This window comes from Pseudomonas sp. 05N36 (assembly GCF_056397385.1).
The window spans coordinates 164,079-176,619 of sequence record NZ_JBFTNH010000001.1 but is presented as its reverse complement, the minus strand read 5'-3'; the positions used below and the strand labels follow the sequence as shown (position 1 = coordinate 176,619).

Annotated in this window: 14 protein-coding genes; 6 read left to right on the top strand and 8 right to left on the bottom strand. The window is 59.1% G+C overall.

The window, feature by feature from the left end; all coding sequences use genetic code 11:
• Positions 1-11: 11 nt before the first annotated feature.
• Together trmA and AC1DIH_RS00865 are read right to left on the bottom strand one after the other, a co-directional pair.
• Complete coding sequence (gene trmA, locus AC1DIH_RS00870; protein ID WP_477770243.1) at positions 12-1,091, bottom strand: tRNA (uridine(54)-C5)-methyltransferase TrmA; 1,080 nt, start codon at positions 1,089-1,091, stop codon at positions 12-14.
• The gene (locus tag AC1DIH_RS00865) at positions 1,088-2,383 is read right to left on the bottom strand and encodes an NCS2 family permease (protein WP_477770242.1); all 1,296 of its coding nucleotides are present in this window, start codon (positions 2,381-2,383) and stop codon (positions 1,088-1,090) included. The genes trmA and AC1DIH_RS00865 overlap by 4 nt, the downstream gene beginning before the upstream one ends.
• 204 nt (positions 2,384-2,587) lie before the next feature.
• On the opposite strand from AC1DIH_RS00865, the gene AC1DIH_RS00860 reads away from it, so the two are divergent.
• Together AC1DIH_RS00860 and AC1DIH_RS00855 are read left to right on the top strand one after the other, a co-directional pair.
• A complete protein-coding gene (locus AC1DIH_RS00860) occupies positions 2,588-3,046 on the top strand; it encodes a DUF4879 domain-containing protein (RefSeq protein WP_347928825.1) in 459 nt (152 codons plus the stop codon).
• Between the two features lie 80 nt (positions 3,047-3,126).
• The gene (locus tag AC1DIH_RS00855) at positions 3,127-3,678 is read left to right on the top strand and encodes a DJ-1 family glyoxalase III (protein ID WP_427534060.1); all 552 of its coding nucleotides are present in this window, start codon (positions 3,127-3,129) and stop codon (positions 3,676-3,678) included.
• 6 nt (positions 3,679-3,684) lie between these two features.
• Here the strand turns inward: AC1DIH_RS00855 and AC1DIH_RS00850 are convergent, their stop codons facing one another.
• The 3 genes from AC1DIH_RS00850 to AC1DIH_RS00840 form a co-directional block, all read right to left on the bottom strand.
• Positions 3,685-3,972 carry a HigA family addiction module antitoxin gene (locus AC1DIH_RS00850; RefSeq protein WP_173860029.1) on the bottom strand — a complete coding sequence of 96 codons (288 nt, stop codon included), beginning with the start codon at positions 3,970-3,972 and terminating at the stop codon, positions 3,685-3,687.
• A 14-nt stretch (positions 3,973-3,986) separates the two neighbouring features.
• A complete protein-coding gene (locus tag AC1DIH_RS00845) occupies positions 3,987-4,265 on the bottom strand; it encodes a type II toxin-antitoxin system RelE/ParE family toxin (RefSeq protein ID WP_019691583.1) in 279 nt (92 codons plus the stop codon).
• Between the two features lie 61 nt (positions 4,266-4,326).
• Positions 4,327-5,601 (bottom strand): MFS transporter, encoded by a 1,275-nt coding sequence (locus AC1DIH_RS00840; protein ID WP_477770241.1) that lies wholly within the window; start codon positions 5,599-5,601, stop codon positions 4,327-4,329.
• A gap of 398 nt (positions 5,602-5,999) precedes the next feature.
• Between AC1DIH_RS00840 and AC1DIH_RS00835 the strand changes: the two genes are divergently transcribed.
• Genes AC1DIH_RS00835 through AC1DIH_RS00825 form a run of 3 tightly spaced genes read left to right on the top strand, consistent with a single transcriptional unit; the run spans position 6,000 to position 8,672 of the window.
• Positions 6,000-7,436 (top strand): cytochrome ubiquinol oxidase subunit I, encoded by a 1,437-nt coding sequence (locus AC1DIH_RS00835; RefSeq protein ID WP_103316873.1) that lies wholly within the window; start codon positions 6,000-6,002, stop codon positions 7,434-7,436.
• A gap of 3 nt (positions 7,437-7,439) precedes the next feature.
• A complete protein-coding gene (gene cydB, locus AC1DIH_RS00830) occupies positions 7,440-8,447 on the top strand; it encodes a cytochrome d ubiquinol oxidase subunit II (protein WP_477770240.1) in 1,008 nt (335 codons plus the stop codon).
• A gap of 57 nt (positions 8,448-8,504) precedes the next feature.
• The gene (locus AC1DIH_RS00825) at positions 8,505-8,672 is read left to right on the top strand and encodes a DUF2474 domain-containing protein (RefSeq protein ID WP_427534066.1); all 168 of its coding nucleotides are present in this window, start codon (positions 8,505-8,507) and stop codon (positions 8,670-8,672) included.
• An 81-nt stretch (positions 8,673-8,753) separates the two neighbouring features.
• On the opposite strand, the gene AC1DIH_RS00820 is transcribed toward AC1DIH_RS00825, so the two are convergent.
• Positions 8,754-9,878 carry a methyltransferase gene (locus AC1DIH_RS00820; protein WP_477770239.1) on the bottom strand — a complete coding sequence of 375 codons (1,125 nt, stop codon included), beginning with the start codon at positions 9,876-9,878 and terminating at the stop codon, positions 8,754-8,756.
• Between the two features lie 204 nt (positions 9,879-10,082).
• Positions 10,083-10,799: an autoinducer binding domain-containing protein gene (locus AC1DIH_RS00815; protein ID WP_477770238.1), complete on the bottom strand. Its 717-nt coding sequence runs from the start codon at positions 10,797-10,799 to the stop codon at positions 10,083-10,085.
• Between the two features lie 334 nt (positions 10,800-11,133).
• Here AC1DIH_RS00815 and AC1DIH_RS00810 point away from each other — a divergent pair, with 334 nt between their 5' ends.
• Positions 11,134-11,910: a ferredoxin--NADP reductase gene (locus tag AC1DIH_RS00810; protein WP_477770237.1), complete on the top strand. Its 777-nt coding sequence runs from the start codon at positions 11,134-11,136 to the stop codon at positions 11,908-11,910.
• A gap of 43 nt (positions 11,911-11,953) precedes the next feature.
• On the opposite strand, the gene mscL is transcribed toward AC1DIH_RS00810, so the two are convergent.
• The gene (mscL, locus tag AC1DIH_RS00805) at positions 11,954-12,367 is read right to left on the bottom strand and encodes a large-conductance mechanosensitive channel protein MscL (protein WP_477770236.1); all 414 of its coding nucleotides are present in this window, start codon (positions 12,365-12,367) and stop codon (positions 11,954-11,956) included.
• Positions 12,368-12,541: the final 174 nt, after the last annotated feature.

The following is a 12,541-nucleotide window of genomic DNA, read 5'->3' as shown; positions in this document are numbered from 1 at the left end:
AGCGAATGTAATCAACGTCGGGTCAGCAAGACCCCGGATTCCATGTGGTGCGTCCACGGGAACTGATCGAACATCGCGCAGCGGGTGATGCGGTGGGTGTCGTGCAATTGGGCGATGTTGGCTGCCAGCGTTTCCGGGTTGCACGAGATATACAGAATGTTCTCGAAGCGTCGGGTCAGCTCGCACGTGTCCGGGTCCATGCCGGCGCGCGGTGGGTCGACGAACACGCTACCGAACTCGTAGCTCTTCAGATCAATGCCGTGCAAACGGCGGAACGGGCGAACTTCATTCAGCGCTTCGGTCAGCTCTTCGGCAGACAGACGCACCAGGCTGACGTTATCCACAGCGTTTTCACTGAGGTTGCTCAGCGCCGCATTCACCGAGGTCTTGCTGATTTCGGTGGCCAGCACTTTGCGCACGCGGGTCGCCAGCGGCAGGGTGAAGTTGCCGTTACCGCAATACAACTCCAGCAAGTCGTCGGATCGATCGCCCAGAGCGTCGTAAGCCCAGTTGAGCATCTTCTGGTTCACCGTGCCGTTCGGCTGGGTGAACGCGCCTTCCGGTTGGCGATAGCTGAAGGTACGACCGCCGACTTCAAGCTGCTCGACCACATAATCATGCCCGATCACTTCGCGCTTGCCCTTGGAGCGACCGATCACGCTGACATTGAGGTCCGCGGCCAGTTTCGACGCCGCCGCGTGCCAGTGCTCGTCCAGCGGGCGGTGATAACACAAGGTGATCATCGCATCGCCGGCCAGGGTGGTCAGGAACTCCACCTGAAACAGCTTGTGGCTCAGGGCGGCGCTGGCTTGCCAGGCGGCCTTGAGTTGCGGCATCAACTGGTTGATGCGCAGGCTTGCGATCGGGAACTCTTCGATCAGGATCGGCGTGCGTTTGTCTTCCTGGGAGAACATCGCGTAGTGACGCTCGCCGGCTTCGCGCCACAGGCGGAATTCGGCGCGCAGGCGAAAGTTCGCCAGCGGCGAGTCGAACACCGCAGGTTCGGGTGCATCGAACGGCGCCAGCAGGTCACGCAGGCGCGTGGCCTTTTCTTCGAGCTGAGCGGTGTAAGCCTGGGAATCGAAAGTCATGCGTTGAACCAACCCAACTTGATCACGAACAGAATCGACAGAACCACCAACGCCGAGTTCAGTTCACGGCCACGGCCGGACAGCAACTTGATGCCGGTCCAGGAAATGAACCCGAACGCGATACCGTTGGCGATGGAGTAAGTGAATGGCATGGCCAGCGCGGTAACGACCACGGGCGCGGCAACGGTGATATCGTCCCAGTCTATTTCCGCCAGGCCCGAGGTCATCAGTACGGCGACGAACAGCAAGGCCGGTGCGGTGGCGAAGGCCGGTACGCTGGCGGCCAGTGGTGCGAAGAACAACGCCAGCAGGAACAGAACGGCCACCACGACGGCTGTCAGGCCGGTACGGCCGCCGGCACTGACACCCGCTGCCGACTCGATGTAACTGGTGGTGGTCGAGGTGCCCAGCAGGGAACCGGCCATGGCCGCGGTGCTGTCGGCGATCAGCGCACGCCCCATTTTCGGCATGTGACCGTCCTTGCCCATCAGGCCGGCGCGCTTGGCGACGCCGATCAGGGTGCCGGAGTTATCGAACAGGTCGACGAACAGGAAAGCGAAAATCACGCTGACCAGGCCGATGTTCAGGGCGCCCTTGATGTCCAGTTGCAGGAAGGTCGGCGCCAGCGAAGGTGGCATCGCCATCACGCCGCCGAACGCTGTGAAGCCCAGGGCGATGGAAACGATGGTCACCGCCAGGATGCCGATCAGCACTGCACCGCGGACTTTCAAGGCTTCGAGGGCGACGATCAGCGCAAAACCCAGGGTCGCGAGGATCGGTGCCGGTTGTTTCAGGTCGCCGAGGCCAACCATGGTCGCCGGGTTGCTGACCACGATGCCCGCGTTATGCAGGGCGATCAGCGCCAGGAACAGACCGATGCCGGCGGCAATCGCCGAGCGCAACGCCAGCGGGATGCTGTTGATGATCCACTCGCGGATGCGAAAGATCGACAGCAGGAAAAACATGACCGCCGAGATGAACACCGCCCCCAGCGCCACTTGCCAGGTATGGCCCATGTGCAGGACAACGGTGTAGGTGAAGAAGGCGTTCAGGCCCATGCCCGGCGCCAGCGCGATCGGGTAGTTGGCGATCAGGCCCATCACCGTCGAGCCAATGGCTGCTGCCAGGCACGTCGCGACAAACACCGCGCCCTTGTCCATGCCGGTCTCGCCGAGGATGCTCGGGTTGACGAACAGAATGTAGGCCATGGCCAAAAAGGTCGTGATACCGGCAAGAATCTCGGTACGCACGTTGGTGTTGTGTGCCTTGAGTTGAAACAGCCTTTCCAGCATGTCTGCTCCCCGTGGCGCGCCCGGCGCCGTGAATGTATCGACTTCAACAGCAAAGCACAGGCCGTGCCAGGCGCCTGAGTATTTTCTGTCGGTCGGAAAAAGCCGCGCATCATACCAGCAGCGTGCGGCTATGGCTGCGATCGTCGCCGATGTTTTGCCGTAAACCGGAGTGGGGCATACTGCGCGCTGGTTTTGGGAGTGGATATGTCTTCTATAAAGAACAGGATGATTCTGGCTTTTGGCCTGTCTGGCGCCATGTTGCTCGGTGCGCACACCGCACTGGCAGCGTCCGCACCACCGCTGAGCGAAGTCAAGGTGCTCAAGGTCCAGTCGACCTCCTGCGGCATTGAAGATATTGCGCCAGGCCAGGACAAGACGAAGTGCGATCACGCAGGCCCCAACATCAAGATCTACGTGCTGGAGATCGGCTACGGCCGCCTGCCGAATGCAACGCTGGACGGCTTTGAAGTCAATGGCGTGCGGGCCCCGGTCTGCGCCTATGGCAACGGCAATCTGACGGAATGCTCCGGGGTGGCCAGCAAAATCGTCGGCAACCTCTACACCTTTGATCTGGCGGGTAAGCAGGAAGGCACGTTCACTTTCAGCAATACCTCGATCAATGCGCCGGGCAATACGATGTCGACGCAGCTGTACATCAAGTAGCTTTCATTGGGTAACAGCACACTCGAACATCTGTCGGCAAAGCTGACTACGCTTTAAGGATCACCCTGTGGACGCAGACCATGACCTTTAGAGCCCTGATTACCCTTGCCGAAGGTATCGACGACCTGCAAGCCGTGACACTGATCGACGTGTTGCGCCGGGCGAAAGTCGAAGTGGTGGTGGCGAGCATCGAGTCACGGCGCATGCTCACCTGCGCCCGTGGCACCCGATTGACCGCCGACGCGATGCTGATCGATGTGTTGGCGCAACCGTTCGACCTGGTCGTTTTGCCGGGTGGCGCCGTCGGTGCTCAGCGCCTGGCCGCTCATCAACCCTTGTTGCAGCTGGTCCAGGATCAATCCGCCGCCGGGCGCATGTTTGCCGGTATCGCCGAATCACCGGCGCTGGCGCTGCAAGCCTTTGGCGTATTGCGTCAGCGGCGCATGACCTGCCTGCCCTCGGCCAGTCATCAACTGCTCGGCTGCACGTTCGTCGATCAACCCGTGGTCATCGACGGCAACTGCATCACCGCCCAAGGTTCGAGCGCTGCCCTGGCGTTTGCCTTGGTGCTGGTTGAACGACTGTGTGGCAAAGCCGTCAGGGCTGCGGTGGCGGGGGAGTTGCTGGTATAGCGGCTTTCACGCCTGGGCGGCGAAACGCTCGATGGGGGGTTGTTCGCGGTGCTCGGCTTGCCAGAGGTCGTAGTCAGTCTGAACGCCTAGCCACGTTCTTGCCTTGCCGATACCGGCGCGCTCCAGCCGTACCGCCAGATCCGGGCTGATAGGGGCATGACCATGAAGCACCCGCGAGAAATGCGGGCGGGCGTAGCCAAGCCGCTTGGCCAGTTCGGTGATACTGACGCCGAGTTCCGGCAACACATCCAGCAGAAGTGTTTCGCCAGGGTGTGGCGGGTTGTGCATAGGCATGTCCTGCCTCCTGTTCAGTGATAGTCCAGATAATCGACCAGTTCGATGTCTGAACCGATAAAGCGAAAGATCAGCCGCCAGTTCCCGGAAACGTTCAGTGACCAATAGGTCTGAAGATCGCCCTTGAGCGGATGCAGTCGCCAGCCGGGAAGGTCCAGGTCGCCCGGGCTCAGTGCACGATCCATGAACGGCAACATGCGGGCCAGGCGTTTCGCATGATCGGCGCGGATCCCACGAGTCGAACCGGTTTCATAGAAGCCACGAAGGCCTTTGTGCTGAAAGGATTTGATCATGGCGTCAGTGTAAGGCGATACATTACACCTTATGCACTAACTATGTACCGCCCTGCGTCGCCTAAATGCTGCTTTGTTCACCTGGCAAACGCTCGGTACTTGCCTTCGTTTCATCCACCGGCACATGCATGCGGTCGCGTTGGGCCAGGGTCGGGAACAGTTTGATCCATGTCCCGGTGACCAGCAGCGTACCGATCCCGCCCATGACCACCGCCGGTACGGTGCCGAACCAGTGGGCGGTGAGTCCGGATTCGAACTCGCCCAACTGGTTCGAGGCACCGATGAACAAGCCGTTCACCGCGCTGACCCGGCCGCGCATTTCGTCCGGGGTTTCCAGTTGCACGAAGGACGCGCGGATCACCATGCTGATCATGTCGGCGGCGCCGAGCACCACCAGCACCGCCAGCGAGAACCAGAACGAGGTCGACAGGCCGAAGGCGATGGTCGCGACGCCAAACACCCCGACGGCCGTGAACATGACCCGTCCGACGTTGCGTTCCACGGCAAACCGCGCCAGCCATAACGACATCAGCAAGGCCCCGACCGCTGGCGCCGAGCGCAACAGGCCCAGCCCCCAGGGACCGGTCAGCAGGATGTCCTTGGCAAACACCGGCAGCAGCGCCGTGGCGCCTCCGAGCAATACCGCGAACAAATCCAGTGAGATCGCCCCGAGAATGTCCGGGCGGCTGCGAATGAAGCGAATCCCCGCGAGTAACGAATCCAGGGTCGCCTTGCCCTTGTTCAGCGGGGTTTGCCGTGCGGGCAGGTTGAGCATCAGGCTGCAGGCGATGAGGTACAGAATCACCGTCGGGCCATACACCCAGACGCTGCCGAAGGCATACAGCAATCCGCCCAGCGCTGGCGCGACGATGGTGGCTGACTGTTGAGCCGACTGGGACGCGGCCACCGCGCGCGGAAACAGTGCACTGGGGACAATCGTCGGCAATAACGCCTGGGTGGTCGGTAGTTCGAATGAACGGGCGGCGCCGAGCAGGAACGCGAGGATGAAGATCATCTCGCGCGTGACGTGGTCAGTGGCGCTGCCAATGGCCAGGGCTAGAGCGATCATCGCCTGCACGGACTGGCAGATGGCCGCGACCTTGCGCCGGTCATAACGGTCTGCCACATGCCCGGTGTGGAGCATGAACAACACCCGTGGCGCGAACTCCACAAGCCCGACCAGACCCAGGTCCAGCACGTTGCCGGTGAGTTGGTAGAGATTCCAGCCGATGGCCACGGTAAGCATCTGGAAACCGCTGGCGGTGAATACTCGTGCCAGCCAGAACGCAATGAACGGGCGGTGATGGCGCAACAACAGCGGGGCTTGGGTCGGCATCGGCGGGTAGTTCTGAGCGGGGAAAAATCGAGATTATCACCAACTTGTAACCTGAAGTTGCGTGTGCGGAGAATTTAGTTAGCTAGACACCTATCCCGGAGCCCGCGTCCTGTCTTCGCTACAGCCAATACCGCAGCCCTGAACAGAGCGGTGAGGCAACCTGTCACGCGGCAAAAGACCACACAGTCGGGCGCTGAAAATGGGACTACTCTTTCATCGTTACTTGATCCAGATCAAAACCCTTGGTGGATTTGCTCTGGCGGCCAGATGGCCAGACTCCCTGCGTTGCGATGGTTGTAAAAAAAACAACGAATTTGAATTCGCCACACTCCATAACCGTGGGGGCGGTGGGTGCAGGCTTCCAGCCAGCAGCCGTATTACCAGACAGAGGAAGACTTATGTTCGGTTTGGAGGCACTTGATCTCGCCCGAATTCAGTTCGCGTTCACCATCTCGTTCCACATCCTGTTCCCGGCGATCACCATCGGCCTGGCGAGTTACCTGGCGGTGCTCGAAGGCTTGTGGCTGAAGACCCACAACGATACCTACCGTGATTTGTACCACTTCTGGTCGAAGATCTTTGCCGTCAACTTCGGCATGGGGGTGGTCTCCGGGTTGGTCATGGCCTATCAGTTCGGCACCAACTGGAGCCGCTTCTCGGACTTTGCCGGTTCCGTCACCGGGCCGCTGCTGACCTATGAAGTACTCACGGCGTTCTTCCTCGAAGCCGGTTTCCTCGGTGTCATGTTGTTCGGCTGGAACAGGGTCGGGCGCAAGCTGCATTTTTTCGCCACCGTCATGGTGGCCATAGGCACGCTGATCTCGACGTTCTGGATTCTGGCCTCCAACAGCTGGATGCAAACTCCGCAGGGCTACGAAATCGTTAACGGCCAGGTGATTCCGGTGGATTGGATCGCGGTGATCTTCAACCCGTCGTTCCCCTACCGCCTGATGCACATGGCTACGGCAGCGTTCGTTGCCACTGCATTCTTTGTCGGCTCGTCGGCCGCCTGGCACCTGTTGCGCGGCCGTGATAACCCGGCGATCCGCACGATGCTGTCGATGGCCATGTGGATGGCCTTGATCGTTGCGCCGATTCAGGCGGTGATCGGTGACTTCCATGGCCTCAACACACTCAAGCATCAGCCGGCAAAAATCGCTGCGATTGAAGGTCACTGGGAAAATGTCGGCAATGAGCCGACCCCGCTGATCCTGTTTGGCTGGCCGGACATGAAAGCCGAGAAGACCAAATTCGCGGTAGAAATTCCGTACCTGGGCAGCCTGATCCTGACTCACTCGCTGGACAAACAGGTGCCGGCACTCAAGGAGTTCGCGCCTGAAGACCGGCCGAATTCGACCATCGTGTTCTGGTCGTTCCGGATCATGGTCGGGCTGGGCTTCCTGATGATCTTTACCGGGCTGTGGAGTCTGTGGCTGCGCAAGCGTGACAGGCTGTATTCGAACCGTGCGTTCCTCTACCTGGCGCTGTGGATGGGGCCATCGGGCCTGATCGCGATCCTTGCCGGTTGGTTCACCACTGAAATCGGTCGCCAGCCGTGGGTGGTGTACGGGTTGATGCGCACTGCCGATGCTTCATCCATGCACAGTTTCCTGCAGATGAGCATTACCCTGGCGCTGTTCGTCGTGGTGTATTTCTCGCTGTTCGGGGTCGGTCTGGGCTACATGATGCGCCTGGTGCGCAAAGGGCCGAAGATCAACGAAGGTGCCGAACCGAGCCACGGTGGTCCCGGGCAGCAACGCACACCGGCCCGTCCGCTTTCCGCTGCCGATGAAGGCGACGAAAACGGTGACGCCAGCCTGAACAAGGGGAATTGAGTCATGGGTATTGATCTTCCGCTGATCTGGGCCGTGATCATCATCTTCGGGATCATGATGTACGTGGTCATGGATGGTTTTGACCTGGGAATCGGCATTCTCTTTCCCTTCATCAAGGGCCACCGTGACCGCGATGTGATGATGAACACCGTCGCGCCGGTCTGGGACGGTAACGAAACCTGGCTGGTATTGGGCGGCGCGGCGTTATTCGGCGCCTTCCCGCTGGCGTATTCGGTGGTGCTGTCGGCGCTGTACATGCCACTGATCCTGATGCTGATCGGCTTGATTTTCCGCGGTGTGGCCTTCGAGTTCCGTTTCAAGGCCAAGGACCACAAGCGGCACATCTGGGACAAGTGCTTCATCGGCGGCTCGCTGACGGCGACGTTCTTCCAGGGTGTGGCACTGGGTGCGTTTATCGACGGCATACCGGTGGTCAATCGGCAGTTTGCCGGCGGCACGCTGGACTGGCTGACACCGTTCTCGCTGTTCTGTGGCGTGGCGCTGATCGTCGCTTATGCGCTGCTCGGTTGCACCTGGCTGATCATGAAGACCGAAGGCAAGTTGCAAAAGCAAATGCACGACCTGGCCCGTCCGCTGGCATTCGTGGTGTTGGCGGTGACCGGTATCGTCAGCATCTGGACCCCGCTGGCCCATGCCGAGATTGCTGCGCGCTGGTTCACCCTGCCGAACCTGTTCTGGTTCCTGCCAGTGCCAGTCCTGGTGCTGGTGACGATGTACGGTTTACTGCGCGCTGTGGCCCGTAACGCTCACTACACGCCGTTCCTGTTGACGCTGGTGCTGATCTTCCTCGGCTACAGCGGTCTGGGAATCAGCCTGTGGCCGAACATCGTGCCGCCGTCGATCTCGATCTGGGACGCCGCCGCACCGCCGCAAAGCCAGGGCTTCATGCTGGTCGGCACCCTGTTCATCATCCCGTTCATTCTGGGCTACACCTTCTGGAGCTACTACGTGTTCCGCGGCAAGGTGACCCATGACGACGGCTACCACTAGTCTGCGTGACTGCGGCTCGGGCCCGGTGCCCGAGCTGCCTGACAGGAGCATTCGACAATGGCTGGCAAACACTCTTTGCAGGAAATCGAACAGGCTGAAAAGAAGCCGCTCTGGCAGCGGCTTGGCTGGCTGGTAATGATCTGGACCGGTAGCGTACTGGCGCTGTTTGTCGTGGCCAGCCTGATGCGCATGTTCATGAATGCTGCAGGCCTGACTACTCACTGATCGACCCGAACATCCCATCCCGTGCCTTGCGGCATGGATTTATAACCCTCCGCTGGAGGGTTTTTTGCCTGGGGCCGGCGGTTATTTACGGGCCTTGAGGATCACGAATTTGGGCGTTGCCGCGACCTGTTCGACACCGCGGAACAGGCGCGCCAGTTTGCTGTGATAGCCCAGATGACGGTTGCCGACGATGTACAGCGCGCCGCCCACCACCAGCGCTTCGCGAGCTTGCTGGAACATCCGCCAGGCGAGGAAGTCACCGACCACTTGTTGCTGATGGAAAGGCGGATTGCACAGCACCACGTCCAGCGACTGTGGTTCCTGCCCGGCCAGGCCATCGCCCGCCCGCACGATGACTTCGCGCTCACCGAGAGCGGCTTGCCAGTTTTCGGCAGCGGATTGCACGGCCATGAACGATTCGTCCACCAGCGTGTAGTGCGCTTGCGGGTTTTGCAGGGCACTGGCGATGGCCAACACGCCGTTGCCGCAACCCAGGTCGGCGACTCGCGCGCTACCCAGGTTTTTCGGCAGGTGGGGGAGAAATGCCCGGGTACCGATGTCCAGGCCTTCGCGACAAAACACATTGGCGTGGTTCAGTAGCTCGATCGCCGGCTCGTCGAGCGTGTAGCGAGTCGGGTAGGGCGACTGCGCGGGTTGCCTGGCGTCGGGTGTGGCAATCAGCAAGCGGGCTTTCTTGACTGCAAGCGACGCTTGTACCGGGCCGATGTAGCGCTCCAGCAGATCACCTGCTGCCCGCGGCAGGTGTTTGATCATGGCCGCAGCAACCACTTGCGCGCCGGGTGCCAGTTGCGTTTGCAGGCGGATCAGTTGCTCTTCCAGCAACGCCAGGGTTTTGGGGACGCGGATCAGTACCCGATCGAACGGACCGACCAGTGGCGCGCTGGCCGGTAGCACTGACACGACATCAAAGGGAAGGCCATTGCGTACCAGGTTCTTTTCCAATGCCTGGGCGGCGAGAAACGAATCACCGCTACTGCTGACCCGAACCTTGCCGACAAGGCTCGCTGCCAATGCACCAAAGCTATCATTGAGCACCAGCACCCGGGTATCGGCGCCGGGTTGCTGTTCGGCCAGATGATTGAGCAGGTACTCGTCGGCTGCATCGAACGCTTGCAGCGGTTCATTCTGCTGTTCGGGCTGGCGGATCAGGTCAAGTTGGGCGAAGGGGCTTTCGAGCAGGGGCATGGGGCGGGGACTCTGGATAATCAACGGGTGTCCCGCGGTTTTGCACGTATTCGATGCTGGACGGGACCGTCTGAGTGGACTGCGTCGCGGTGTCGTTCGCGGCATCACTCAGAAGGGGCGTAAATGGTACGTTTTTTTCTGTTGGATTACTCGCGGGTTTTACCGTCGTGATCAGCACTGACAAGCGGTGGTGCGGGCTTTGGCTCAGATCAGATGGCACTTCGTTGCTTGCACCACGGCAGAAATCCTATTGGTGACGCCCAGTTTGTGGATCGCATTTTTCAAGTGAAAAGTCACCGTGCGCGAGCTGAGATTGAGGATGATCCCAATTTCCGTCGCGGTCTTGCCTTTCGCGGTCCAGCTCAAAACCTCAGTTTCTCGTGACGATAAATGAGGCGCGCTCATGCCATCCGGATGCTTGCTGGCCTGCGTTTGCATCGCGAGAACATGCAGCTTATGGCTGATGAACGTCGCATAGCCGAGGTTTTCATAGAGTTCATACGCGGTGATACGGCAATGGCTTCGGGCGACACTGAGCATGCCGCTGTAGTGCTTGTTCAGGTCATGCACCGGCAGCGCCCAACCGTATTGCATGCCATGAGCTGCAAGTGCACGCCGCAGATCGGGGACGTTGGTGAAGGTCTCGCTGTCCCAGAGAATAGGCAGCATTGAGTGATTGCAATGGGCTACTGTCGGGTCTATCACGCAGTAATTGTTTTGCTCATAACGGGTGTTCCAGCCCTGTGAGTAATTATTAAGGTTTATCGTGTTAAAACAGTGGGTTGGTGCATGGGAAAACATCGAAAATGCACAATATTCGTAGCCAAGATTATTAAAGAAACCGAGTGCTATTTTGTAGGCGTTTTCAATGTTTGGCTCATGAATCAACTGTTGTAGCTGAGTCTCCTTCCAGGTATCCATAGAAACCACTCCCTGTATCTCACCTTGCAGATGTAGATTAGATCCAGAATTTATGTCACGAGTGTAGGGTAAATCTTACATATGTGAAGTGAGTTTTTGCTCTTGAGGGACTCTTCAAATGAACAGCCGGTTCTTAGAAGAACAGAACTTGTACAGAACATGAGATTTCGTCCGTCATCTGTAGAAATATTAAAATTGTCTTCTCGCTATAGAGCCAGCTCTTAACTCTTTAGTTAACACTTTGTCGTCTGTTCATTAATACCACTACAAACCGACGGTGTTTCTTCGGCCGGCTTTGCGGGACACTGGAGCAACCCGATCTATGGAGCGCCCCATGACAGTCAGCGCAGAGAAGTTCACCCGCCAAACCCTGCTCGATGTCCAGCCATTGACCTCCAGCCTGTTCACGCTGCGTACCACGCGAGATCCGGGCTTTCGTTTTCGGGCGGGGCAATTTGCTCGTTTAGGGGTTACCAAGGCTGACGGCAGTACGGTATGGCGTGCCTATTCCATGGTGTCTTCACCCCATGACGAATTTCTTGAGTTCTTTTCCATCGTCGTTCCGGGGGGTGAATTTACCAGCGAGCTGAGTCGTCTGGAGGTGGGCGATACCCTGATGGTCGACCGTCAGGCCTTTGGTTTCCTGACCCTTGATCGCTTCGTCGATGGGCGTGATCTCTGGTTATTGTCCACCGGGACGGGGATTGCGCCGTTTCTGTCGATCCTGCAGGACTTCGAGGTCTGGGAGAAGTTCGAGCGAATCATTCTGGTGTATAGCGTGCGCGAAGCACGGGAGCTGGCATATCAGGCGCTGATTGCTGAATTGGAAGAGCGTGAGTATTTGGCGGAACACGCCCATAAATTGCAATTTATCACCACGGTCACCCGTGAGCCGCATCCGCAAGCGTTGAGCGGGCGTATCACCCGGTTGATCAAAAATGGCGAGCTGGAGCGGGTGGCTGGCGTCGCCATCACGGCCGAACATTCGCGAGTGATGCTCTGTGGAAACCCGCAGATGATCGATGACACACGCAACCTGCTGAAAGCGCGCGACATGCAACTGAGTCTGACGCGGCGACCCGGCCAGGTGGCTGTGGAAAATTACTGGTAAAAAAACGACGCCATCAGGCGCCGTTTATTTCGCAACGCAGCCTTCAGGGCTTGTTGTTCTGCGCTTTAAGCAGGTCGCGAATTTCGCTCAACAGCTCTTCTTCCTTGGTCGGAACCGGCGGCAGGCTTGGCGCCACCGCTTCTTCGCGCTTCAGGCGGTTGATGGCTTTCACGCCCGCGAAGATTGCGAACGCGACGATCAGGAAGTCGATGATGCTCTGGATGAATTTACCGTAGGCCAACACCACGGCCGGGACCGTGCCTTGTGCCGCTTTCAGCGTGACCGCCAGGTCCGCGAAGTCCACCCCACCGATCAGCAGGCCGATTGGCGGCATGACAACATCGCCGACAAACGACGAAACGATCTTGCCGAACGCGGCGCCGATGATAATACCGACGGCCATGTCGACCACATTACCTTTGACCGCGAAGGCCTTGAACTCACTGAGCACGCCCATAGGTTATTCCTTGTTACAGATGAGGTTGGTGAACGCAGTGTAAATCAGCAAGTCGGGTCTTGCTCGACACAACTACTTACAGTGCTCGCGGTTATCGACCCGCTTACTGGCAAATAGTTTACAAAGTGCCATCAATCGCGCGTGAATACGCGCCAACCCGCTGATAGACCAGAA